The organism is Leifsonia sp. AG29, from assembly GCF_009765225.1.
In the GTDB taxonomy this organism is placed as follows: Bacteria; Actinomycetota; Actinomycetes; order Actinomycetales; family Microbacteriaceae; genus Leifsonia.
In genome coordinates this window covers 1,553,692-1,578,073 of record NZ_VMSF01000001.1, presented here as the reverse complement: position 1 = coordinate 1,578,073, position 24,382 = coordinate 1,553,692, and the positions used below count along the sequence as shown (strand labels likewise).

22 protein-coding genes are annotated in these 24,382 nt (G+C 70.5%); 2 read left to right on the top strand and 20 right to left on the bottom strand.

Translation table 11 applies throughout. The features are described 5' to 3' along the window. Positions 1–28 precede the first annotated feature (28 nt). Complete coding sequence (locus FPT20_RS07625) at positions 29–1,309, bottom strand: deoxyguanosinetriphosphate triphosphohydrolase (protein WP_233265435.1); 1,281 nt, start codon at positions 1,307–1,309, stop codon at positions 29–31. Further along, positions 1,299–2,489 carry a tRNA dihydrouridine synthase DusB gene (dusB, locus tag FPT20_RS07620; RefSeq protein ID WP_158864088.1) on the bottom strand — a complete coding sequence of 397 codons (1,191 nt, stop codon included), beginning with the start codon at positions 2,487–2,489 and terminating at the stop codon, positions 1,299–1,301. The genes FPT20_RS07625 and dusB overlap by 11 nt, the downstream gene beginning before the upstream one ends. A gap of 33 nt (positions 2,490–2,522) precedes the next feature. Between dusB and FPT20_RS07615 the strand changes: the two genes are divergently transcribed. Then, a complete protein-coding gene (locus tag FPT20_RS07615) occupies positions 2,523–3,041 on the top strand; it encodes an aminoacyl-tRNA deacylase (protein ID WP_199245713.1) in 519 nt (172 codons plus the stop codon). A gap of 143 nt (positions 3,042–3,184) precedes the next feature. On the opposite strand, the gene FPT20_RS07610 is transcribed toward FPT20_RS07615, so the two are convergent. The 3 genes from FPT20_RS07610 to recO are packed head-to-tail and all read right to left on the bottom strand — an operon-like array spanning position 3,185 to position 5,463. Continuing rightward, on the bottom strand, positions 3,185–3,856 hold the full coding sequence (locus tag FPT20_RS07610) for a DsbA family oxidoreductase (protein ID WP_158864086.1): 672 nt from the start codon (positions 3,854–3,856) through the stop codon (positions 3,185–3,187). Between the two features lie 30 nt (positions 3,857–3,886). Next, positions 3,887–4,696 carry an isoprenyl transferase gene (locus FPT20_RS07605; RefSeq protein ID WP_158864084.1) on the bottom strand — a complete coding sequence of 270 codons (810 nt, stop codon included), beginning with the start codon at positions 4,694–4,696 and terminating at the stop codon, positions 3,887–3,889. Then, entirely contained in the window at positions 4,693–5,463 is a 771-nt protein-coding gene (recO, locus tag FPT20_RS07600; RefSeq protein WP_233265434.1) for a DNA repair protein RecO, read from the bottom strand. Before recO ends, FPT20_RS07605 begins: the two co-directional genes overlap by 4 nt. A 60-nt stretch (positions 5,464–5,523) precedes the next feature. Here recO and FPT20_RS07595 point away from each other — a divergent pair, with 60 nt between their 5' ends. After that, the gene (locus FPT20_RS07595) at positions 5,524–6,288 is read left to right on the top strand and encodes a trimeric intracellular cation channel family protein (RefSeq protein ID WP_158864082.1); all 765 of its coding nucleotides are present in this window, start codon (positions 5,524–5,526) and stop codon (positions 6,286–6,288) included. 72 nt (positions 6,289–6,360) lie between these two features. Here the strand turns inward: FPT20_RS07595 and leuA are convergent, their stop codons facing one another. The 15 genes from leuA to hrcA all read right to left on the bottom strand — a co-directional run bounded on the left by leuA (position 6,361) and on the right by hrcA (position 24,337). Further along, positions 6,361–8,136 carry a 2-isopropylmalate synthase gene (leuA, locus tag FPT20_RS07590; protein WP_158864080.1) on the bottom strand — a complete coding sequence of 592 codons (1,776 nt, stop codon included), beginning with the start codon at positions 8,134–8,136 and terminating at the stop codon, positions 6,361–6,363. A gap of 154 nt (positions 8,137–8,290) precedes the next feature. After that, a complete protein-coding gene (locus FPT20_RS07585) occupies positions 8,291–10,849 on the bottom strand; it encodes a bifunctional lysylphosphatidylglycerol flippase/synthetase MprF (protein WP_158864078.1) in 2,559 nt (852 codons plus the stop codon). Next, on the bottom strand, positions 10,846–12,165 hold the full coding sequence (locus tag FPT20_RS07580) for an alpha/beta hydrolase (RefSeq protein WP_233265433.1): 1,320 nt from the start codon (positions 12,163–12,165) through the stop codon (positions 10,846–10,848). Before FPT20_RS07580 ends, FPT20_RS07585 begins: the two co-directional genes overlap by 4 nt. A 125-nt stretch (positions 12,166–12,290) precedes the next feature. Then, positions 12,291–13,721, bottom strand: coding sequence for an ABC transporter permease (locus FPT20_RS07575; RefSeq protein WP_158864076.1), 1,431 nt, complete (start codon positions 13,719–13,721; stop codon positions 12,291–12,293). Beyond that, the gene (locus FPT20_RS07570; protein WP_158864074.1) at positions 13,718–14,473 is read right to left on the bottom strand and encodes an ABC transporter ATP-binding protein; all 756 of its coding nucleotides are present in this window, start codon (positions 14,471–14,473) and stop codon (positions 13,718–13,720) included. Before FPT20_RS07570 ends, FPT20_RS07575 begins: the two co-directional genes overlap by 4 nt. Positions 14,474–14,554: 81 nt before the next feature. Beyond that, positions 14,555–15,241 carry a response regulator gene (locus tag FPT20_RS07565; RefSeq protein ID WP_158864072.1) on the bottom strand — a complete coding sequence of 229 codons (687 nt, stop codon included), beginning with the start codon at positions 15,239–15,241 and terminating at the stop codon, positions 14,555–14,557. Beyond that, positions 15,238–17,085 (bottom strand): sensor histidine kinase, encoded by a 1,848-nt coding sequence (locus tag FPT20_RS07560; RefSeq protein WP_158864070.1) that lies wholly within the window; start codon positions 17,083–17,085, stop codon positions 15,238–15,240. The genes FPT20_RS07565 and FPT20_RS07560 overlap by 4 nt, the downstream gene beginning before the upstream one ends. 98 nt (positions 17,086–17,183) lie before the next feature. After that, positions 17,184–18,077, bottom strand: coding sequence for a GTPase Era (era, locus tag FPT20_RS07555; protein ID WP_158864068.1), 894 nt, complete (start codon positions 18,075–18,077; stop codon positions 17,184–17,186). Continuing rightward, positions 18,074–19,438: a hemolysin family protein gene (locus FPT20_RS07550; protein WP_158864065.1), complete on the bottom strand. Its 1,365-nt coding sequence runs from the start codon at positions 19,436–19,438 to the stop codon at positions 18,074–18,076. Before FPT20_RS07550 ends, era begins: the two co-directional genes overlap by 4 nt. 7 nt (positions 19,439–19,445) lie before the next feature. Continuing rightward, positions 19,446–19,907, bottom strand: coding sequence for an rRNA maturation RNase YbeY (ybeY, locus tag FPT20_RS07545; protein ID WP_158864063.1), 462 nt, complete (start codon positions 19,905–19,907; stop codon positions 19,446–19,448). Positions 19,908–19,955: 48 nt separating this feature from the next. Then, positions 19,956–20,966 (bottom strand): PhoH family protein, encoded by a 1,011-nt coding sequence (locus FPT20_RS07540; protein ID WP_233265627.1) that lies wholly within the window; start codon positions 20,964–20,966, stop codon positions 19,956–19,958. 58 nt (positions 20,967–21,024) lie between these two features. After that, positions 21,025–21,390: a histidine triad nucleotide-binding protein gene (locus FPT20_RS07535; protein WP_158864059.1), complete on the bottom strand. Its 366-nt coding sequence runs from the start codon at positions 21,388–21,390 to the stop codon at positions 21,025–21,027. Positions 21,391–21,430: 40 nt separating this feature from the next. Then, entirely contained in the window at positions 21,431–22,159 is a 729-nt protein-coding gene (locus FPT20_RS07530) for a 16S rRNA (uracil(1498)-N(3))-methyltransferase (RefSeq protein ID WP_158864057.1), read from the bottom strand. A gap of 8 nt (positions 22,160–22,167) precedes the next feature. After that, positions 22,168–23,283: a molecular chaperone DnaJ gene (dnaJ, locus tag FPT20_RS07525; RefSeq protein WP_158864055.1), complete on the bottom strand. Its 1,116-nt coding sequence runs from the start codon at positions 23,281–23,283 to the stop codon at positions 22,168–22,170. A gap of 31 nt (positions 23,284–23,314) precedes the next feature. Beyond that, entirely contained in the window at positions 23,315–24,337 is a 1,023-nt protein-coding gene (hrcA, locus tag FPT20_RS07520) for a heat-inducible transcriptional repressor HrcA (RefSeq protein ID WP_158864053.1), read from the bottom strand. Between the last annotated feature and the right edge of the window lie 45 nt (positions 24,338–24,382).

Below are 24,382 nucleotides of genomic sequence, written 5' to 3'. Positions count from 1 at the left end.
ACACGCTACGCGAAGCCCGGGCGTTCGTTCAGTGCTGAACGAGCCGTTCGTACCAGCTGAGGGCCGACTGGTCGGTCAGGCTCGCCACCTGGTCGACGATCACCCGCTTGCGCTCGGTGTCGTCGCGGGCGAGCCGCCAGTCCTCGGCGAAGCCGGGATCGAGTTCGGCGGGCGCGCGGGACAGCAGGAGATCCGCGAGGGTCGTCAGAATCTGGCGCTGCTGTGCGTAGATCGGCTGACGGGTGTTCCGCGACATCACGAAGGCGGCCACGATGCCCTTCAGCACGGCGATCTCGGCGCGGACACCGGCCGGCACGACGACATCGGCGCCGAAGCGGATGAGCCGGCTGTCGGCCGCGTTCTCCTTCGTGGCGTGCACGGCCGCATGGGCGAAGCGACCGATCAGCTGGCTGGTGAGATTCTTCAGCCGCGCCTGCGAGCGCCGGCTGCCGTCCCATCCGTCGAGCCAGATGTCGAGCCGGTCGAGCCGGTCGAAGGCGGCGATGAGCTCGTCGTGGGAGAACTCGCCGCCGACCCACTCGTACATCGAGTGCACCAGGTCGTCGTGGTCGACGCGGCTGCCGAGGGCGGCGACGTCGATGTAGCCGTTGACGACCGCGTCCTCGAAGTCGTGGACGGAGTAGGCGATGTCGTCGGACAGGTCCATCACCTGCGCCTCGATGCAGCGCTGGCGGTCGGGGGCGCCCTCCCGCATCCACTGGAAGACCGGGCGGTCGTCCGCGTAGTAGCCGAACTTCGCGCGCCCGCTCGGATCGGCCACCGAGGAGGTGGCAGGCCACGGGTACTTGCAACTCGCGTCGAGACTCGCCCGGGTCAGGTTGAGTCCGTAGGGATGGCCGTCGCGACCGAACACCTTGGGCTCGAGGCGGGTGAGGAGGCGCAGCGTCTGCGCGTTCCCCTCGAACCCGCCAATGTCGCTCGCCCAGGCGTTGAGGGCCCGTTCGCCGTTGTGGCCGAACGGCGGATGGCCGATGTCGTGCGCGAGGCACGCGGTATCGACGATGTCGGGGTCGAGCCCCAGGCTGTTGGCGAGTTCGCGGCCCACCTGCGCCACCTCGAGCGAGTGCGTGAGCCGGTTGCGGGCGAAGTCGAGGCCGGCGGTCGGACTGAGCACCTGGGTCTTCGCCGCGAGACGCCGCAGGGCGCTCGAGTGCAGCAACCGGGCGCGATCGCGGGCGAAGTCGCTGCGACGGTTCGAGTGCAGCTCGGGGAGCCAGCGTTCCCGATCGTGCTCGCTGTACCACCGGGATTCGTCCGACTCGGTCGCCGCCACCGGGTCACCCGCCACTGTTGTGCACCTCCGCCTCGGCGACCTCGGCGCGCTGGGCGCCGTCGACCTCGCGGCTCTCGAGCCACCCGTCGGGCAGGGCGGGTCGCTTCGGGGAGCCGGCGCGGCCGCGCTGACCTTCCGCCGCTTCGCCCGGATACTCCTGGCCCCAGTCGAGCGTCGCGAGCAGGTCGTCGAGGTGGGCGAGCGTGTCGACCGTCGCCAGGCTCGCGCGGAGGTCGCCGCCGACCGGATAGCCCTTGAAGTACCAGGCAACGTGCTTGCGGATGTCGCGGCAGCCGCGCTCCTCGCTCTCGAAGAATTCGACGAGGAGTTCCGCGTGGCGCCGGAACGTCGCGGCGACCTGCCCCAGCGTCGGGTGCGCTTGTGCGGCCGACGCCTCCTCGGCGGAGATCTCCCCCGCGCGGGCCCGGAACGCCGCGGCCAGGTCTCCGAAGAGCCACGGCCGGCCGAGGCACCCGCGCCCGACGACGACGCCGTCGCAGCCGGTCTCGTCGACCATCCGGATCGCGTCGGTCGCGGACCAGATGTCGCCGTTGCCGAGCACCGGGACGCCGGAGACCGTCTCCTTCAGCTTGGTGATCGCCGACCAGTCGGCGTGACCGGAGTAGAACTCCGCGGCCGTGCGCGCATGGAGCGCGATGGAGGCGACTCCCGCACCCTCCGCCGCCTTGCCCGCCTCCAGGTAGGTGAGGTGGTCGCCGTCGATCCCCTTGCGCATCTTGACGGTCAACGGGATGTCGCCGGCAGCCTTCACCGCGCCCTCGACGATCTCGCGGAACAGCCCGAGCTTCCAGGGCAGCGCCGCTCCCCCGCCCTTGCGGGTGACCTTCGGCACCGGGCAGCCGAAGTTGAGATCGATGTGATCGGCGCGGTCCTCTGCGACGAGCATCGTGACCGCCTCGCGCACGGTCTTCGGGTCGACGCCGTAGAGCTGGATCGAGCGGGGCGTCTCGGACTCGTGGTGCGTGATCAGCCGGAGGGACTCCGGGGTGCGCTCGACCAGGGCCCGGGAGGTGATCATCTCGCTCACGTAGAGCCCCGCACCGAATTCGCGGCAGAGGCGGCGGAACGCCGTGTTCGTGATCCCGGCCATCGGCGCGAGCACGACGGGGACGTCGAGCTCGAGCGGACCGATGGTCAGCCGGGCTGCCGGGCTTATCGTTGCTGTAGTAGACATCTCACTCGATTCTCCCAGAAAGCGTGCTGAGCTATGGCCGAGAGCCCGGAATCCGTGGACGACCTCCGTCCGAGCGACGCTGTGGAGGACGGCCGGAGCCGAGTCGCCTCGGACGCCGCCCGCCGCGGCGTGGCCATCCGCATCGTCGAGCGCCCGGCGGCGCGGAGCCTCCATGAGGCCGCCGCGCTCCTCGGAATCGAGCCCTCGGACATCGTGAAGACGCTCGTCGTGAAGCGCAGCGACGACACCTTCGTCTTCGCTCTCGTCCCCGGCGGGCGCAAGATCTCTTGGCCGAAGCTCCGCGCCCTGCTCGGCGTCAACAAGCTGCAACTCCCCGATGCTTCGGTGGCGTTCGCGGCGACCGGGTACGAGCGCGGCACGATCACGCCCTTCGGCAGCACCACGGCGTGGCCCGTCGTCGCGGATGCAACCATTTCCGGGCGCACCGTGTCGATGGGCGCGGGCGACCACGGCTACTCGCTCTTCGTGGAAGCCGACTCCCTGGTCGCCGCGTTCGGGGCCACGGTGGCCGACATCACCGAGCCGGAGTGATCAGGCGCTCGCCTCGGGGACGATGCACACGTCCCCGTCGCAGATCGGCGCCGCAGAGGCGTCGCCCAGCAGTGTGAGCGCGGGCCGCGAGAGGGAAGCAGCGCCGCCCTCGGACTCGCGTGCCGATTCGACAGGCGCCCCGCTCACGCGGACACCGCCGCCCGCTCCGACCAGACCTGCTCGAGCACCTGCGCGAACGTCTGCGCGTCCTGCGCGCCCGAGACGCCGTACTTGCCCTCGATGACGAAGAAGGGGACACCGGTGATGCCGAACTCGGCCGCGGTGCGCTGATCGGCGCGGACATCGGACAAGAACTCCTCCGACTCGAGCGCTGCCAGCGCCGCATCGCGGTCCAGACCGATCTCCGCGGCGAGGTCGGCCAGGTCCTCGGCGCGACCGACGTGGCGGCCCTCGACGAAGTACGCGCGGAACAGCCGCTCCGCCATCTTGAGCTGCCTTCCCTGCGCTTTCGCGAAGTGGAGCAGTTCGTGCGCCTTCACCGTGTTCGTGTGCTTGAGGCTGTCGTAGTCGTAGTCGAGACCGACCGAGGAGGCGATCTCGGTCACTCGGGAGATCATCTGCTCGACCTGGGTGTGCGGGAGACCCTTGTGCCCGGCGAGGAAGTCGACCTCGCTGCCGTCGAAGTCGACCGGGGTGTCGGGCGACAGCTCGAACGAGTGGTACTCGACCTCCACGTCGCGTCCCTCCCCAGCGCCGGCGAACAGGCCGCTGCCCGCCTCGAACTTGCGCTTGCCGATGTAGCACCACGGGCACGCGATGTCGGACCAGATGTCGATCTTGATGGGTTCGCTCACATCAGAGGGCAACGAGCTGCGCGGTGGCTTCTATTCCGCTTCGGCCGGCGCGTCCACCGCTCCCCCGAAACGGCGGTTCCGCTGCGCGTACGTGCTGATCGCCTCCCACAGGTCGGTCCGGCTGAAATCCGGCCACAGCGTGTCGAGGAACACCATCTCGGCGTAGGCGCTCTGCCAGAGGAGGAAGTTGCTCGTGCGCTGCTCGCCCGAGCTGCGGACGAAGAGGTCCACGTCGGGCATGTCGGGGAGGTAGAGGTGCCTCTGGATGGCCTTCTCGGTCACAGCCGACGGGCGCAGGCGGCCGGCGGCGACCTCCTCGGCGATGCCGCGCACCGCGTCGGCGAGCTCGGTCCGGCCGCCGTAGTTGACGCACATCGTGAGCGTGAGCACGTCGTTGCCCGCCGTGAGGCGCTCGGCGAACTGAAGCTCCTTGATCACCGACGACCACAGCCGCGGCTTGCGGCCCGCCCACCGGACCCGCACTCCCCACTCGTTGAGCTGGTCGCGCCGCCGGTGGAGCACGTCGCGGTTGAACCCCATCAGGAAGCGCACCTCCTCGGGCGAGCGCTTCCAGTTCTCGGTGGAGAACGCGTACACGCTGAGGTGCTTGACGCCGATCTGGATGGCCCCCGCGACGACGTCGAGCAGAGCCGCCTCCCCGGCCCGGTGGCCCTCGATCCGGGTGAGCCCGCGCCGGTTCGCCCAGCGGCCGTTGCCGTCCATGACGATGGCGACGTGGTCGGGCACCGCACCCGCGGGCATGGCGGGCGGATGGATGCCGGTCCAGTCGAGCGGCCGGTACTCGACCGCGTCCTTGTGGGTGTACGGCTTGGGGCTCATCCGCCTGCCTTCTGGTCGGTGCGGCCGGCGCTGCCCGGCCGGTCGTGCTGGACGTGCTGGAGGGACCGCAGCCCCCGCTCGAGGTGCCACTGCGTGTACGCGGCGACGACCCCGCTCGCCCGGCTCCGAGTCTGCTCGGAAGATCCGTCGGCGAGCGTCCAGTCGCCCGTGAGGAGCGCACCGAGCAGGGCGATGGTCTCCGGGTCGATCTTCGGCGCGCCGGGCGGTGCGCAGTCGGCGCAGACGACGCCTCCGAGCTGGACGACGAGCGACCCGTGCGGCCCGGGCGCACCGCACCGGGAGCAGTCCTGGAAGCTCGGAGCCCAGCCGGCCAGAGAGAGGGCGCGGAGCAGGTACGAGTCGAGCGTGAGCGTGGGACCGTGCTCGTGGCGGGACAGCGAGCGCAGGGCCCCGACGAGGAGGAGGTACTGCTGGAGGGACGCCTCGGCGTCGGTGAGCCGGTCCGCGGTCTCGACCATGGCGTTGGCGGCGGTGTAGCTCGCGTAGTCGTCGGCGATGAGGGTGCCGTACGCCCCGAGCGTCTCGGCCTGCGTCACGACGTCGAGGGAGCGCCCCTCGTACAGCTGCACATCGGCGACCATGAAGGGCTCGAGTCGCGAACCGAACCGGGAGGCTGTGCGCCGCACGCCCTTCGCGACCGCCCGGATCTTGCCGTGCTGCCTGCTCAGCATCGTCACGATGCGGTCGGCTTCGCCCAGCTTGTGGGTGCGCAGCACGACGGCTTCGTCGCGATAGATCTTGGGCACACTCCAGTATCCCGCGCCCCGCTGACAGGAGGCGCGAACGGCGCGTGATACACATGGTGGGTGAGCACGACCGCCCTGACCATCCCGCTCTGGGGCGACCTGCTCGCGGTCGGCGTGGGAAGCCTCCAGGGGGCCATGTTCGCGTCCGGTTTCCGCGACCGCCGGCTCGACCTCCTCGGCATCGCGATCATCGGAGTGGCGACCGGTGTCGGCGGCGGCCTCCTTCGCGACCTGCTGCTCAATGTCACGCCGATCGCACTGCAGTCGAACTGGTACCTCCCGATCACCGTGGTGGCCGCCCTGCTCGGCATGCTGCTCGTGCGGCTGTTCCGCCGGCTCGATCCGGCGATCACGTTCCTCGACGCGCTGACGATCGGTCTTTTCGGCGCGATCGGAGCCAGCAAGGCCCTCTCGCTGGGCCTGCCGGAGGTCCCGGCCGTCTTCGTGGGAGTGGTGTCGGCGGTCGGCGGCTCGATCCTCCGGGACGTTCTGCTGACCCTCCCCATCGCCCTGATGCACGTCGGCTCGCTGTACGCCGTTGCAGCCGGTGCGGGCACGATCGCCCTCGTCGTGCTCGTCGATCTCCGCGTGCCGCTGACGATAGCGGCCGTGGTGTGCGTCGTCGTCACCCTGATCATCCGGCTTCTCGCCGTCCGCTTCGGCTGGAGCCTCCCCGAGCAGCGCGAACTCGGACGGCTGCCCCGACTCAGCTGGGGCATGTTCGTGCGCCGGCCGTCGGCGCAGCGGGTCGCGGAGCGCACCGACACCGGCGCGATCCCGCGCTACCGCATCGAGCGTCCCGGCGAGACAGACTCGCGCGACTGAGCCGGCCCGGCATAGCGGAGGCCCCGCCGCCCGGAATCGACCGGGCGGCGGGGCCTCTGAACGACCGCCGACTCAGACTCCGACGAGCTCAGCCTTCTCGGCCTGCCCGGCCGTCAAGCGGATGGCGCGGTTGACCGCGGAGACGACGGCCTTGAAGGAGGCCGTGGTCGTGTCGGCGTCGATCCCGACGCCCCAGCGACGGATGCCGTCGACGTCGACCTCGACGTAGGCCGCGGCCAGCGCCGACTCGCTCGCCGACAGCGTGTGCTGCGAGTAGTCGTAGAGGTGGGCGTCGATGCCGTGCTGACGGAGGATGTCGAAGAACGCGGCGATGGGGCCGTTCCCCTCCCCCGTGGCCTTCGCGACCGTGTCGCCGTCGCGCAGGGCGACCGTCAGCGTCACGTGGTCGCCCGACTCGTTGCTCGTCGATGTGCTGCCGAGCTCGAAGCGGCCCCACTTGGCGTCGGGTGCGCTCGAGGGAGCGGGCAGGTACTCGTCCTGGAAGATCTCCCAGATCTGACCGCTCGTGATCTCGCCGCCCTCGGCGTCGGTCTTCGCCTGGACGACGCCCGAGAACTCGATCTGCAGGCGCCGCGGCAGGTCGAGAGAGTGGTCCGTCTTCAGGAGGTACGCGACGCCTCCCTTGCCCGACTGCGAGTTCACCCGGATGACGGCCTCGTAGCTGCGGCCCAGGTCCTTCGGGTCGACGGGCAGGTACGGGACGGCCCACTCGAGTTCGTCGATCGGGACGCCGGTCCGCTCCGACTCCGCGGCCATCGCCTCGAAGCCCTTCTTGATGGCGTCCTGGTGGGAGCCGCTGAAGGCGGTGAAGACGAGGTCGCCGCCCCACGGGCTGCGCTCGCCGACGGGCAGCTGGTTGCAGTGCTCGACCGTCCGCTTGATCTGGTCGATGTCGCTGAAGTCGATCTGCGGGTCGATGCCCTGCGTGAACAGGTTGACGCCCAGGGTGACCAGGTCGACGTTGCCGGTGCGCTCCCCGTTGCCGAACAGGCAGCCCTCGATGCGATCGGCGCCGGCCATGTAGCCGAGCTCGGCCGCGGCGACCGCGGTGCCGCGGTCGTTGTGCGGGTGGAGGGACAGGATCACGTTCTCGCGATGGTTCAGATGCCGCGACATCCACTCGATCGAGTCGGCGTAGACGTTCGGCGTCGCCATCTCGACCGTGGCGGGCAGGTTGATGATCACCTTGCGCTCGGGCGTGGGCTCGAAGACCTCCAGCACCTCGTTGCAGATCTCCGCGGCGAACTCGAGCTCGGTTCCCGTGTAGCTCTCGGGAGAGTACTCGTAGTAGATCGTCGTGCCGGGGACCATCGACTCGAACTGGCGGCACAGGCGGGCGCCGGTGAGGGCGATGTCGACGATGCCCTGCTTGTCGGTGCGGAACACGACCTCGCGCTGGAGGATGCTGGTGGAGTTGTACAGGTGCACGATGGCCTGCTTGGCGCCGACCAGCGACTCGTAGGTGCGCTTGATCAGGTGTTCGCGCGACTGCGTCAGCACCTGGATGGTCACGTCGTCGGGGATGGCGTCCTCTTCGATGAGGCTGCGGACGAAGTCGAAGTCGGTCTGGCTCGCGCTCGGGAACCCGACCTCGATCTCCTTGTAGCCGAGCCGCACCAGCAGGTCGAACATGATGCGCTTGCGCTCCGGGCTCATGGGATCGATGAGCGCCTGATTGCCGTCGCGGAGGTCGACCGCGCACCAGCGCGGGGCCTTCTCGATGCGGGTGGACGGCCAGGTCCGGTCCGGCAGGTCGACGCGGATCTGCTCGTGGAACGGCCGGTAACGATGGATCGGCATGGCGCTCGGCGCCTGTGTGTTCTTCATGGTCTTTGTGCTCCTCGCGGTGTGGTGTGGAGAGCCGACGACGAACTCCGCGACGAGGGAGGCCCGGAACTAGGACTCGTCGCGGCAGCTAAGAAGGAGCAGACCGTACACAGGGTCGAGGATACCACGGGCCGCTGCGGCGGTCACCCGATCGTCAGGCGCGGCCGCGCACCAGCGAGGCCGCCTGGCGCACGGAGAGTTCGGGCAGGTAGGCCCGGACGAGCGCCAGGCCGATCGCCGGGAGGGCCACCGGATCCGGGTACGCCATGATCAGCGGGTGCAGCTCCGGCTGGAACTTCTGCTTGTAGGCGAGGAGGGACCGGAAACCGTACACCGGCTCGAGCGAGGTCCCGAGGTAGTCGAGCACACGATCCATGACGCCGCGGTCGTCGTCGCGTGCGCCGGTGTGAGCGAGCGGCGCGGCCGAGAGCGACATGAACTCGATCCCGTCCGCCTTCATCCGCGTCGCGGCCTCGGCGATGAGGAACTCCATCACGCCGTTGATGCTGTCGGGCCGGCGGCGCATGAAGTCGAGGGTCCAGCCCACGACGACGCCGTCGCGATAGGTCGGGAGCCAGCTCGTGACGGCCTCGACGCGACCCTCCTCGCCGACGGCCAGCATGAGCCGGACGGAGGGGTCGTGGAGCTCATCCAGGCCGCCCAGCGTGAAGCCCATCTCGGGGAGGTCCTTCTCGGCGACCCACTGCTCGGAGATCTCCGCCAGCTGCGCCGCCATGCCGAGCGGGAGCGCTCCGTAGGTGGTCCACTCGGCGCGGATCCCGGCCCGCTGCGCCCGGTTGATCGACGTGCGGACGTCCTGCCACTTCTTGCCCGTGGTCGCCCACAGCTGCGGGCGGATGACCGTCTCCTCGGCCACCGTCATCGTCGACCAGCCCAGGCGGTCGAAGAGCGGCGTGAGGTGCGCGTCGACGCTGTAGAACACCGGGATGCGCCCGTTGTCGTCGCAGAACCGCGCGAATCGTTCGACGGCGCCGTCGTGCGGCGCGGGCGTGCCGAACGGGCCGCCCGTCGTGATCGCCACGCTGCCCACCACGCGGTAGGCGATGACGGCGCTCGACTCGGGGTCGAACCAGTAGCTGTTGCCGGGCCACGTCGCCATGAACGAGATCGCGTCGCCGCCGCCCCGCTCGAGGGCCGCGCGGACCCGCGGAGCGTCCCCGATCGATCGCCGGAGGAGCGGCCGGCCGAGCATCGGCGGGATCGCGCCGATGATGACCACGAGCCAGAACACCGTGCCGATGTTGTGGTAGATGATCGTCGCGAGCGGTGTCGTCGGGAGGTACTGCGCGGGCTCGCGACGCAGGAAGCTGACCGGCACGAAACGCTCGAGCACGTCGTTGAGAAGGTCTGTCACGTCGATAGGCCGCGTGAATCCGGTGTCGCGCTGGATCCAGCCGACCAGCACGTAGAGGAGGACGAGCCCGATGCCCGTCGACAGCACGAGGACGACATACCTGCGCACCGCCCGCGGCGCCGGCATGACGGGGAAGTGCCGCCTCAGCACGATGAGGAGGACCGTGATCGCGGCCGGCACCAGCGTGGACAATGCCAGGATGACGGTGATCTCCCAGTAGCGGGGGGTCAGATTCGCTGGCGCATACGCGATGGGGAGGATCCCGAAGTAGAGCGCCGAGAGCACGGCCAGGAGTCCGTTCACCGCGACGCCGAGCCATACGGCGAAGCGCCGCCCGCGGAGCAGCCCGTAGGCGACCACCAGCAGCACGAGGAGGGGCAGGACGGACAGCAGGACCGGCCCGAATCCGTTGATCCGTTCGAACGTCAGATCCCGGATGCAGCTGCGGGTCACGGCGAAGGCCTGGCACCGGTCCGCGACCGAGCCGGCGTCGGGGGTGCGGTCGCCGAACAGCATGGCGATCGGCGAGAGCATGCCGTAGCGGGAGGTGGTGAGCAGCCCGATGACCGGCCCGAGCGCGCTGATCGTGATGGCGGAGGCGAGGAGCACCCGGACCTCGTGGGACGAGCTGCGGCGCCAGCCGGGCAGTCCCTCCCCCCGCCTCAGCAGGATGCCGAGGACGAGACCCGCGACGACCGCGAGCAGGCGGTACAGATCCGACGGCAGCCCCGAGTACAGCACGTACATGATGGCCACGAGCATCGTTATGACGCGGATGCGGCGACGCCAGAGGAGCCCGGCGAACGCGCTCGCGGTCATCAGCGCCCCGCCGATGCCGGTGAAGACGTCGAGGACGACGAGGGAATGCACGTTCCTCGCCCAGAGCTCGCCCGCCTGGCTGGCGAGCAGCTCCGCCCCGATTCCGGTGAGGATCCCCACGACGGCGGTGGCGACGAAGGCGACCGCCGCGCGGATCGTCCCCATGAGCCGCTCGGACCATCCGATCAGCACGACCGTCGCCGCCAGGGCGACGATGAGCTCCGCGAGGTCGTTCGTGAACAGGATCGACGTGACCGGCGACCACCAGTGGCCGTCGACGAGCTCGGTCGCGCCTGTGCCGAGCCAGCCGCGCAGCGGGCGGTGCGGGCCGTGCAGGGGTCCGGTCGCGAGCGCGAGCGCGAGGATCAGGAGGGTCAGGCCCGTCGTGAAGGGATACCGGGCGGGGAGCGCGAGGAGGCGCCGCCACCCCGTCTGCCCGCTCGGGCGGGGATCGTCGGCGCGCCCGGAGCCGGTGGCCACGGCCTCGTCCACCGCACCCCCGGACTGCGGTGAGCTCATCCGGCTGCCTCGGTGGTCACGGCGCCCGGCAGGGTGAGCCCCATGCGGGCGGCCATGGCCGGGAATCCGTGGTCGAGGGTGTACCGGACCGTGTTCCAGTCGTGCGCGGTGCCCGGGGAGACGAGGAGCTCGCTGCGGATCCCGGCCCGGACGGCGTCGGCGCGGAGGCTCTGGGCGTAGCCGAGGTAGCGCTGGTCGTTCTGGCCGACCCCGAGGACGATCAAGGAGTTCGGGTACGGCGCGCGCGCGGCCATGGCGCTGGCCGGCTGGGCCTTCTCGAACGCCGCCAGGGATCCGCCGAACGCGGTGTCGACCGTGAGCTGCTTGTTTCCGAGCGTCGGTCCGAGCTCGCTCGAGGACGCCAGCGCCGAACCGAACAGCTCGGGGTGGGCGGTCGCGAACTGCACGGCGCACGTGGCGCCCTCGGAGTATCCGAACACCCCCCACGCCGCCGGATCGCTGCTCACCCGGAGGTGGGACGTGATCCAGTCGCGGACATCCGTGAGGAGGTAGGTGGCCGAGTTCCCGTAGGTGCGGGAGTCGACGCACATCGGGTTGCGACCCGGGCCTCCGAGCTGGTCGGCGGCCACGACGATCGGCGCGTAGCCGCCGTGCTTGGCCGCGAACGCGTCCATCGCGGGCCCGAGGCGTCCGGCCGTGAACATGTCTGCGGGCGAGCCCGGCTGACCGGACAGCGCGTACAGCACCGGGAGCACGGGCGGGTGAGCCGTCAGCGCGATCGGGGGCAGGTAGACGACCGCCGAGCGCGCCGGGAAGTTGGAGACCGTCCCGGGGATGCGCACCTTGCCGATCTCTCCGCGCGCGGGGATCACGCTGCCCGGACCGGGAGTCGTGGCCGCGTAGTCGATTCCCGAGTGCGAGAGCTGGCCGTGCTCGTTGTGGAGGTCGAGCGCACGGTACGGGACGACGCCGACGGCGTCGTTGAGATTACGGTAGGCGCCGAAGTCGACGTTGATGCCCGCCGCCGCCACGATGACGAACACCGGGATGGCGGCCACGGCCACGAGCTTGCGCCACCAGCGCGAACGGAACAGCACCGCGATGGCGAGGGCGACCCCGCCGAATCCGAGCGCGGTCCACATGGTCGTGACCGGGGTGAGACCGACGCCGAAGAGGTTGTACACGTCGGTCGCGAGCCAGACCGCGAGCCAGCCCACGAGCGCGCCGGCCACCGCGGCTGCGAGCCCGATGAGCGCGCGCCTCCAGGAGGGGCGGACGAGCAGGTACGCCGCGAACACCACGGCGATCACGTCCATGGTGATGAGGAACGGCGGCTTGTCGATCCTCAGGGTCATGAGCCAGGACAGGGGTGTTTCCTCTCGGTGCTGATTTCTGGTCCTTCCAGTGTGGCCCACACAGCCTGCGGCTAGCTGATGCTCTGTGAGAGTTCAGACAACTCGGAGGCTCGTGCGCACAGCTTCTATTCGACGGCCAGCGCGCTGACCGGCGAGACGCTCGTCGCGCGCCGTGCCGGCGTCACCGACGCCCCCACCGCCAGCACGGCAGCGAAGAAGACGATGACGACGATGTACGGCCACGGCAGCGCCGGCGGCAGCAGCCCCCCACCGGGAATAGACCCTAGCAGCGACTGCGCGCCGATCCACCCGTATGCGACGCCCAGCACGAGCCCCGTCGCGACACCGGTGACCGTCAGCTGCACGCTCTCCGAGAGCACCATCCGCCTGACCTGGGACGCGCTGAAGCCGAGGGCACGCAGCAGCCCGAGCTCTCGCGTGCGCTGCAGGACCGCGAGCGACAGGCTGTTGACCACCCCCACCGCGGCGATGAGGGCCGAGAAGCCGACGAGCACGCTGAAGATCAGCATGGTGGTCATGAGGATCGTCTCGGCGCCCGAGTACAGCTGCGGCTCGCGCCGCGAGGCCGTCTTCAGGAGGTCGAGCCAGGTGGAGGCGGCGACCACGAACATCGTCACCAGGGTCACGCCGATCACGAGGCCGACGGCGGTCCGGGAGCTGCGCTCGGGATTGCGTACGGCGTTGCCGGCCGCCAGTCGCCCGGGAGCGCCGCGCCCGAGCACGACTCCGACCCACCGCAGCAGCGTCGGGAGGAACAGCGGCGCCCCGATCACGATCCCGCTGAACGAGAGGATCCCGCCGGCGAAGGCGACCAGCACGCCGAGAGGACCCCGGCCGAGCAGTCCGAGACCGAGCAGCAGACCGAGGAGCAGGAGCGCCGAGCCGGAGGCGCCGAGGACGATCGCGGTGACGACGCGGGAGGTGCTGCGCACCGCGGCCACGGGCCGCTCCTCCGCCGCGCCGAGCGCCTCGATCGGGGCGACGGTCAGAACGCGGCGGCTTCCGGTCCACGACGCGAGCCACGTCGTCGCCACCACGATGACGGGAGGAACGAGCAGCGGTGGGGTGAGAACGGGGTAGTCGTCGTCCGGCAGCACGCCCACGCCCATCAGGACGCGCACGGCGACCAGGACGAGGACCGCCGCGATCGCGCCTCCGGCGGCCGAGCCGACCGCACCCGCGACGAGCCCCTCCGCGGCGACCGCTCTGCGCTGGGTCCGCGAGCTCGACCCGACGAGACGCAGGAGCGCGATCGTCCTGGTCCGGCCCGCAATGATGGTCGCGAACGTGTTCGTCGTAACGATGGCACCCACGTAGACGGCGATCACGAAGAAGATGGCCGCCACGACGGCCAGGGCGACGCGCACGGAGCCGTGGCCGCCCATCCCCGAGGCGCCGATGTACGCGCCGAGCACGTTCGTCGTGGCGAGCAGAGAGACGCCGAACGCCGAACCGAGCGCTGCGACGAGCACGCTCGAGCGGTGCTCCCGGCCGTTCGCCCGGAACGCGCGGACGGCGCCGTTCCGCGCGGTCATGCGCGCGCCTCCATGGCCAGCATGAAGGCGGAGATCTCCTCGGCCGTCCCGCGGTCGCGTTCCGCGGCGATCCGGCCGTCGGCGAGGAAGACGAGCTGATCGGCGAAGCTCGCGGCGACCGGATCGTGCGTAACCATGGCGATCGACTGGCCGTACTCGCGTGACGCCTCCCGGAGCACGGAGAGCACCTCCCGTCCCGTCCGCGAGTCGAGATTCCCGGTCGGTTCGTCGGCGAAGACGAGATCCGGCCGCGTGGCCAATGCGCGCACGATGGCGACGCGCTGCTGCTGACCCCCGGAGAGCTCGTGCGGCCGGTGGGTCAGCCGGTCGCCGAGCCCGAGCGACGCGATGAGATGGTCGATCCACTCGCTCTCGGCGGCGGTCGGGCGCCTCCCGTCCAGCTCGAACGGGAGGACGATGTTGGCGCGCACATCGAGCGTGGGCATGAGATTGAACGACTGGAACACGAAGCCGACGCGGCGCCGCCGGAGGACGGTGAGCTCGCTGTCTCCGAGCGCGGTGATCTCCGTGTCGCCGAGGAACACCCGACCGGTTGTCACGGTATCCAGCCCGGCCATCACGTGCATGAGCGTCGACTTGCCCGAGCCGCTGGGTCCCATGATCGCGGTGAACCGGCCGGCTCGGATCCCGAGGGTCACGCCGTCGAGAGCAGCGACCCGCCCGGCTCCGGTTCCGTACGTCTTCGTGGCCGCCTCGACGCGCGCCACGGTTTCGGTGAGGGTGTTCTCCATGCCTCCGACGCTACGGACCGGAGGCGGCGAGCGGATCGGGCCCGGGAGCCATCCCGTGTCATCCTCTCGATGGACGCCGCGTCACTCCGTGCCGGTGAGGCCGTGCTCGAAGGCGTACACGACCATCTGCACCCGGTCGCGCAGCCCGAGCTTCGAGAGGATGCGCGAGATGTGGGTCTTGACCGTCGCCTCGCTGAGGAACTCGGATCCCGCGATCTCCGCGTTGCTGAGGCCTCGGGCCGCCAGCGCGAAGATCTCCCGTTCGCGCGCGGTGAGGGAGGCGAACTCCTCGGGCTCAAGCGCCGGTCGCCTGGCCGAGAAGTACTGGAACAGCTCTCGCGTGGCGCCCGCCGCGATGACGGCGCTCCCCGCGTGCACGGTTCGGACCGCTGCCAGGAGGAACTCCGGCTCGGCGTCCTTGAGCACGAATCCGCTCGCCCCGCCCCGGATGGCCCGGGCGGCCGCCTCGTCGAGGTCGAACGTCGTGAGCACGATGATCCTCGGTGCCTGGCGGCCCTCCCCCTCGGCCTCCGCGATGATCCGGCCGGTCGCCGCGATCCCGTCCATGACCGGCATGCGGATGTCCATGAGGACGACGTCGGGGCGGGCCTCCCGAGCCAGGGCCGCGCCCTCCTGACCGTTGGCGGCCTCCCCGGCGAACTCGAGATCGTCCTGGGAGCTCAGAAGCATCCGCACACCGGCGCGGAACAGCGGCTGGTCGTCGACGAGCAGCACGCGGATCGGTGCGCCCTGCCCCTCGCCGCTCACGCGACCGCCCCGGAGGCGACCGGCGTGGCCGGGATGAAGGCCGAGACGACGAACGAGTCGTCCTGCGGTTCGGCGATCAGCGTTCCTCCGGCGAGGGAGGCGCGCTCGCGCATGCCGGGCAGGCCGTGCCCGATGCGCGGCACGGCTGCCGTCGAGGGGAGCTCCGGCGGGGTGGTCCTCATCCTGTTCCTCACTGTGATCGAGAGTCCGTGCGAGCCGTCGGGGCGCGACGCCCCGGCGAGCACAACGGAGGCCGGGTGAGCCGTGTCGCCGTGCCTGAGGGCGTTGGTCAGCGCCTCCTGGACGATGCGGTAGGCGGCGAGCTGCTGAGACGAACCGAGGTCGTCGATCCGCCCGGTTCGCTCGAGCGTCACCGGGAGCCCCGCGGCGCGCACCTGGTCGACGGTCTGGTCGAGATCGGCCAGGGAGGGCTGCGGCCCCTCGGGCTGCGCCTGTCGCAGCTCGGCGAGCAGCACGCGCACGTCGGCCAGCGCGGAACGGGCTGTGGAGGCGATGGTGCGCAACGCCTCGTCGACCGCTTCCGGATCGCGGCTGCGCGCGTACCTGGCGCCGTCGGCCTGAGCGATGACGACGGCCAGCGAGTGCGCCACCACGTCGTGCATGTCCCGCGCGATGCGCGTGCGTTCCTGCTCCACGACGACGTCCTCGACCGCCCGGTTGCGGTCGAGCTCCGCGACGGCACGGGCACGGCGTGCCTCCCGTGCGGTGCGCCAGGTCCGGACGAGGAGACCCAGTACCCACGAGAGGCCGAGCACCGTCGCGCTCACGACGAAGAGGAACGCGAACTGCAGCGCGATGCTCGTGAACTGTCCCGAGAGCAGGTCGTAGTAGCCCTGCGCCAGTGCGGACGTCAGTGCCAGGTATAGCGCCGCCACCAGAGCGCCCACACCGGCCGAGATGAGTCCCGCCGCGCGCACGACGCGATCGCCGTAGGCCGCGGTCGCGTAGAGGACCCCGAGCACGGCGACATCACTGGCGAGGATGCTGTGACCTGTCGTCATCTGCAGGACGGCCGCGAGCCAGGCGACCGAGAGCGACACTCCCGGAGACAGCCGTCGGAGCGCGACGGCCACGGCGAAGACGATCATCACGACGTAACTGCTGCGGTCCCCGGCTTCCAGGAGGAGCGCGAAGACGGCGAAGACGACCGCACCGGCGATGTCGGCGGCGAGCTGCGGCCTGCGGAGCGGCCGTACGAGCACGAACCGGTCGGGGTCGGCCTCCGCCTCGCGGGCGTCTCCACCGGAGGCGAGCCAGAGGAGGACCGAGTTCGCGCCGGAGGCCTGGGCGGCGCGCTGGCGCGAGATCAGGAAGCCGAGGAGCCACGCGGCGACCAGGACGACCGCGAGGAGAAGGCTCATCAGGGCCAGCCCGAAGCCTTGGCTGCTGTCGTAGCCGGCGATCAACGGCCCGAACCGCGGGAACCTGAGATCGCCGCGGACGGTGTACAGGTACGCGCTGAGGGGCGCCAGGAGGATCGCCGAGGCGAAGTCGAGCCAGCGGACCAGCCGGTCGCCGTGGGCGGCGATGCCGGTGACCGAGACGGCCGTCGCGACCGTGGCGAGAATCCGGAACGGGTCGTGCATGCTCGACGACTCGGCGAGTTCCACCGCGACGGCGACCCAGGTGAGGCCGAGAGCGAGGGCCGGCAGCACCCGGGAGAGGGCGACCGCGCCGCAGTAGAACACGAGGGCGAGCGCGGCTGCCGCGTCGAAGGGGAGGCCCGCTATCGCCCAGGCCGCGAAGAGGGCGAGCGCCAGCGCGGGCTCCAGCAGCCAGCGGCGCGAGGCCACCGCCGAGAGCACGCGGTTCCGGTCGGGCATGGTCCTACGGTACGGGCCGGGCGCCCTCCCCGGCGCATCCACGCGCGCGAATCATCCTGCGGATGTATGCGCTCCGCGGCGTGGACGCAGACCAGCGCTCAGAAGCCGAGGCGGCCCAGCTGCTTCGGGTCGCGCTGCCAGTCCTTCGCGACCTTGACCCGGATGGAGAGGAAGACGTGCCGCCCGAGGAGCGCCTCGATGGGCACCCGCGCCGCCGCACCGACCTCCCGGATCCGGCTGCCGCCCTTGCCGATGACGATCGCCTTCTGGCTGTCGCGCTCGACGAAGAGGTTGGCGTAGACCTCGACCAGGTCCTTGTCGTCGCGTTCGATGATGTCGTCGATCGTTACGGCGAGCGAGTGCGGCAGCTCGTCCTCCACGCCTTCGAGGACCGCCTCGCGGATGTACTCCGCGATCCGGTCCTCCAGACCCTCGTCGGTGATCGTCTCCTCCGGGTAGAGCGGCCCCGGGGCCTCGGGCAGCAGCTTCATGAGCTCGGAGGTGAGGGTGTCGAGCTGGATGCGGCTTGTCGCCGAGAGCGGGATGATCGCCTCCCAGTCGCGCAGCGCGGAGACGGCGAGGAGCTGCTCGGCGACCTGCGGTTTGCTCGCGACGTCGATCTTCGTGACGATCGCGACCTTCTTCGCCTGCGGGTAGTCGTCGAGCTGGTCGTTGATGAACCGGTCGCCCGGCCCGATCTTCTCGTCGGCGGGCACGCAGAACCCGATGACGTCGACGTCGCCGAGCGTCGACTGCACGAGCGTGTTGAGGCGTTCCCCGAGCAGCGTCCGCGGTCGGTGGATGCCCGGCGTGTCGACCAGGATGAGCTGGCCGTTCCGCTGATGCACGATCCCGCGGATCGCGCGCCGGGTGGTCTGCGGCTTCGAGCTCGTGATCGCGACCTTCTCGCCCACGAGCGCGTTGGTGAGTGTCGACTTGCCCACGTTGGGGCGGCCGACGAACGATACGAATCCGGCGTGGTAGTCGCTCACGCGCGCGCCTCCTTCTTCTCTTCGCGCTTCTTCTCGCGCTCGTGCCTGTCGTGCGGCGCCGAGGTGGGCCGCATCGCGTCATCGGGGCCGGCCGGGGGTGCGAGGAGCGCGGCGTCGCGCTCGACGAGGACGGTGTTCACGTGCTTGTGCCGCCCCTCCACCCGGTCGACGGTGAACTGCAGTCCGTGCACGGTCACGGTGGACCCGGCCTCGGGGAGGCGGCCGAGCGCCTTCGCGACGAGGCCGCCGACGCTGTCGACGTCGTCGTCCTCGATCTCGACGTCGAAGAGATCGCCCAGGTCGTCGATCGGCATGCGGGTCGCGACACGGTAGCGCCCCTCGGCGACCTCCTGCACCAGGGCCGCCTCGTGGTCGTACTCGTCCGAGATGTCGCCGACCAGCTCCTCGATGAGGTCCTCGAGCGTCACGAGGCCGGCTATGCCGCCGTACTCGTCGACGACCATCGCCAGATGGTTGGACTCGAGCTGCATCTGCCGGAGGAGCGCGTCGGCCTTCTGCGACTCGGGCACGAACAGCGCGGGGCGCGCGAGGTCGCGCATGGTGAGCTCGTCCTCGCCGAGCGGGCTCTCGTAGCTCAGCTTGGCCGCGTCGCGCAGGTAGAGGATGCCGACGACCTCGTCGGGATCGCCGTCGATCACGGGCATCCGCGAGACCCCTTTGCTGAAGAACAGTCCCATGGCCGTGCCGAGCGTCGCGGAGGCGTCGACGGTCGTCATGTCCGTCCGGGGGATCATGACCTCGCGGACGACCGTCTCGTTGAACTCGAAGATCGAGTGGATCAGCTCGCGGTCCTCTTCTTCGAGCACGTCGAACTCGGCGGCCTCGTCGACGATGGAGAGCAGCTGCTCCTCGCTCGTCACCGGGGCCGACCGGGCGCGGGAGGGGGTGACCCGGTTCCCGAGCGCGACGAGCCCTCCGGGGATCGGCCCGAGCACGACGCGGATGCCTCGGACGACGGGGGCGGTCAGTCGCAGGAGGAGCGTGGAGTTGGCGCGCCCGACGCTCCGGGGGCTGACGCCGACGAGGACGAACGACACTCCGGTCATGATCGCCGCCGACAGGATCAGCGACAGCCACCACTCGGCGAAGATCTGCTCGAAAGCCAGCGTGACGAGGACGGCGGCCGTCGTCTCCGCGATGATCCGGCTGAAGTTCAGCGCGTTGAAGTACGGGCCCGGGTCCTCCGCGATCGCCAGGAGGGAGGTGCGGGCACGCGAGGTCTCGGCCAAGTCCGCAAGATCTCCGCGCGACTGCACCGACAGGGCCGAGTCGACGGCGGCCGTGAGACCGCCGAACGCGACGAGCACGAACGCGATGACGAAGAACAGCGTCGGCAGCATCCGCCGCCTACCGCTGTCGGTCGTAGCGCGCGAATCCGATGAGGATGTCGCGCTGGATGCCGAACATCTCGCGTTCCTCGGCGGGCTCGGCGTGGTCGAAGCCGAGCAGGTGCAGGATGCCGTGCGTCGTCAGGAGGAGCAGCTCGTCCATCAGGCTGTGCCCCGCGGTCTCGGCCTGCACCTGCGCGACCTGCGGGCAGAGGACGACATCGCCGAGGAGGCCCGCCGGCGAGGGCTCCTCCTCGGTGCCGGGCCGCAACTCGTCCATCGGGAAGCTGAGCACATCGGTCGGGCCCGGCTCGTCCATCCACTGGACGTGCAGCTGCTCCATGGCCGCCTCGTCGACGAGCACGATCGCGAGCTCGGCGTCGGGGTGGACGTGCAGGATGTCGAGGGCGTACCCGGCCAGGCGCTGCAGCGCCGCCTCGTCCACCTCGACGGTCGACTCGTTGTTGATCTCGATGCTCACTGGAGGCCCTTGCGGTCGCGGTCGGTCGGCATTGGTCGGCGGCCGCGGTCAGCGGCGCTTCGGGAGGTGGTCGCGGGGCGAGCCGCTGCGGCGCTCGGCGCGGTTCGCGAACTCGGCCGCCTGCTCGCGCTCGAACTGGCGGGCCTGCTGCTTCGCGTCGTACTCGGTGTAGGCGTCGACGATCCGCCCGACAAGGTTGTGGCGGACGACGTCGTCGCTGGTCAGCCGGGCGAAGTGGATGTCGTCGATGTCCTTCAGCACGCGAGTGACGAGCCGGAGGCCGCTCGCCGCGTTGGGGAGGTCGATCTGCGTGATGTCGCCCGTGACGACCATGCGCGAGTTGAACCCGAGCCGCGTGAGGAACATCTTCATCTGCTCGGGTGTCGTGTTCTGCGCCTCGTCGAGGATGATGAACGAGTCGTTCAGCGTCCGCCCGCGCATGTACGCCAGCGGCGCCACCTCGATCGTTCCCGCCGCGAGGAGCTTCGGCACCAGCTCGGGGTCCATCATCTCGTTGAGGGCGTCGTAGAGCGGGCGCAGGTACGGGTCGATCTTGTCGGTCAACGTTCCCGGGAGGTACCCGAGCCGCTCCCCCGCCTCCACGGCGGGCCGCGTCAGGATGATGCGGGTGACCTCCTTGCGCTGGAGGGCCTGCACCGCCTTGGCCATGGCCAGGTAGGTCTTCCCGGTTCCGGCCGGCCCGATGCCGAACACGATCGTGTTGTGGTCGATCGCGTCGACGTACTGGCTCTGCCCGAGCGTCTTGGGGCGGATGCTCTTGCCCCGGGCGCTGAGGATCGCCTGCCCGAGGACGTCGGCCGGGCTGAGGTTCAGATCGGTGCCGAGCATCCGGGCGGAGCTCGTGACCTCGGCGGGACTGAGCTCCTGCCCGTTCCGGACCATGAGGAGCAGCTCCTCCAGCAGACGGCGGGCCGCGTCGACCTGGGACGCCTCGCCGGTCAGGGTGATCTCGTTGCCGCGGACATGCACGTTCACCAGCGGATACTGCCGCTCCATCGTGGTGAGCAGCCGGTCCTGAGGCCCGAGCAGCCGGACCATCTGCACCCCGTCGACGCTGAGGCGCGCCTCGGCGCCACCGGTCTGCGGTGCGGGATCGCTAGTCGACAAGAGTTCCTTCCTCGAGGCCGCCGCGACCGGCGGTGCTCAGTACGTGCGCGTGGGCGTGGAAGACGGTCTGACCCGCCCCGGCGCCCGTGTTGAAGACCAGGCGGAAGTCGCCGTCGCCGTGCTGCTCGGCGAGCAGCCGGGCGGTGGCGACGAGCTCGGCCAGCAGCTCGGGGTCGCCCGCCGCCAGCTCCACCACGTCGCGGTAGCGGTCCGTCTTCGGGACGACGAGCAGATGGAGGGGAGCCTGCGGGTTGATGTCACGGAACGCGATGAGGCGCTCGCCGTCGTAGACGATGTCCGCGGGGATCTCCCCCGCGATGATCCGCGAGAAGATCGAGGGCTCTGCCGTCACCATGCCTCCATCCTATTCGCCCCTCCGTCGCACGATCAGCCCGTCACCAGCGTCGGAGCGCGGCGGCGAGGACCGCGAGAGCGGCGGGGCCCGCCGTGGAGGTGCGCAGCACGGTGTCTCCGAGCCGAACGAGCTCTGCACCGGCGCGCTGGAACGCGTCGAGCTCGGCCGGAGCGATCCCGCCCTCGGGGCCGACGACGATGACGATGTCCCGGCCGTCGGGAGCGACGCCCGTCAGCGGCCGATCCGCGTCCGGCTCGAGGACGAGGACGCGGGCGTGGGCAGCGAGCGCGGCCACATCGGTGGTGCTCGCCAATTCCGCGACCTCCGGCGTCCACGCACGGATCGACTGCTTGGTCGCCTCCCGGACGATGCTCGCCCAGCGATCGCGGCCCTTGGCGATCTTCGGTCCCTCCCAGCGGGACACGGACCGGGCGGCCGACCACGGCACGATGCGGTCGACGGCCAGCTCGGTCGCCGCCTGGATCGCCAGCTCGTCGCGGTCGCCCTTCGCCAGGGCCTGCACGAGCGTGATCCGGGGGGACGGCACGTCTGTGTGCGAGACGGTCTCGACCTCGACCGTGAGCTCGCTCCCCGTCGCGACGACGACCCGCCCGCCCGCGAGGAGGCCCCTCCCGTTGCCGATGAGCACCGACTCGCCGGCGCGCGTCCGGTTGACGGTTGCCGCGTGACGGGCTTCCGGTCCGGTGAGGGTGATCCGCCCGCCCGGCTCGGCCCGGTCGAGCTCCTCGCTCAGGTAGAGATTCGCCACGGCGCCGCTCAGAGGTTGAGGAAGCGATCGCGCAGCTTCGCGAAAAGCCCCTGCTGGAACCGGGCGAGCGAGGGCTCGACCGACTTGTGGCTGGCGGCGAACTTCTTGATCAGCTCCTTCTCCTTGTGGTCGAGCTTGGTCGGCGTGACCACCTGGATACCGACGCGGAGGTCGCCGCGCCCGGTGCCGCGGAGGTGCGTGATGCCGCGGTCCTTCACGGTGATGATGTCGGCCGACTGGGTCCCGGGCTTCAGCTCCAGGCGGATGTCGCCGTCGAGCGCCTTGACGGTCGCCGTCGTGCCGAGGATCGCGTCGGCCATCGAGAGCTCGAGCGTGCAGAGCAGGTCGTCTCCGTCCCGGCTGAACACGTCGTGGTGGCGCACCTTGATCTCGAGGTAGAGGTCGCCGTTCGGCCCGCCCGCGGGGCCCGCCTCGCCGCTGCCCGGCATCTGGAGGCGCAGCCCCGTCTCGACCCCGGCGGGGATGTCGACGGGGACGGTGCGGCGAGCCCGGACGCGGCCCTGCCCCTGGCAGGTCACGCACGGCGTGGCGATGATGGTGCCGTACCCGCGGCAGCTGCCGCACGGGCTCGACGTCATGACGTTGCCGAGGAGCGAGCGGACGGATCGCTGGATGCTGCCCGTGCCGTGGCAGATGTCGCAGGTGACCGGCTGCGTCCCCGGTGCGCAACAGGAGCCGTTGCAGGTCTCGCAGACGACCGCGGTGTCGATCTCCAGCTCGCGGTGGGTGCCGAAGACGACCTCGTCGAGGTCGACCTCGACCCGGAGGAGGGCGTCCTGGCCGCGCTCCCGGCGCGAGCGGGGGCCGCGCGTCGCGCCTCCGCCTCCACCGAAGAAGGTCTCGAAGATGTCGCTGAAGCCCGCGAAGTCCGCGCCTCCCGGGCCGGCGCCGAAGCCGCTCGGGCCGCCGAGGTCGTACTGCTGGCGCTGCTGCGGGTCGCTGAGGACGTCGTACGCGTGCGTCACGAGCTTGAACCGCTCCTGCGCCTCCGAACTCGGGTTGACGTCGGGGTGGAGCTCTCGCGCCAGGCGCCGATACGCCTTCTTGATCTCGTCGGGGCTGGCATCGCGGGCGACGCCGAGGACTTCGTAGTGGTCGGCCACGGGGGCTGTTCCTTCTTCTTTCGTTTCGTGTCTACTGATCGCCGAGAAGGCGGGAGAGGTACCGGGCGACGGCGCGCACAGCGGCCATGTTGCCGGAGTAGTCCATGCGGAGCGGGCCGAGGAGGCCGACGCGTGCGACGTCGGACCCCGCTGCACTGTAACCGCTCGAGAGCACGGATGCTTCCGTGAGGCCGAAGCCCGCGTTCTCGCGGCCGATGCTCACGGCGACGCCGTGCTGGTCGTGCGCCATCTCGTCGAAGAGCCGCAGCAGGACGACCTGCTCCTCGATCGCCTCCAGCACCGGGGTGATCGTGCCCGGGAAGTCGTCCTCCGTGCGCACGAGGTTCGCGGCTCCGGCCATGACGAGCCGCTCCTGGCGGTTGGCCGCGATCTGGTCGAGCAGCGCGTTGGCCACCGGCTCGACCAGAGGGCGCGTGCGATCGGTCAGGGCACCCGGCAGCTGGCGGAGGCGTGCTGCCGCGTCGGCGAGCGAGAGTCCGGCGACGGCGCCGTTGATAGCGCCGCGGATCTCGGCCACCTCGGTGTCGCCCAGCTCCGCGCCGAGCTCGATCACCCGCTGCTCCACCGCTCCGGAGTCGGTGATGAGGACGCTCAGGAGCCGGTGCGGCGACAGCAGCACCAGCTCGATGTGGCGGATGCGAGACCGGGCGACGGACGGGTACTGCACGAGCGCGACCTGGTTGGTGAGCTGGGACAGGAGGCGCACTGTTCGCGAGAGCACATCGTCGAGATCGACGGACTGGCCGAGGAAGGCCTCGATCGCGGCGCGCTGTGCCGGGCTCAGTGGGCGCGCCTCGGCGAGATGGTCGACGAACAGCCGGTAACCCTTGTCGGTCGGAACCCGCCCGGAGGACGTGTGCGGGGCCGCGATGAGCTCCTCCTCCTCCAGCTGCGCCATGTCGTTCCGGATGGTCGCGGCAGAGACGCCGAACGAGTGACGTTCGACGATGCTCTTCGAGCCGACCGGCTCCCGCGACGCCACGTAGTCCTGGACGATCGCCCGGAGCACTTCGAGACTGCGTTCCGAGACCATGCCCGCCTCCGTCCTCTTAGCACTCGTCGTTCTTGAGTGCTAATA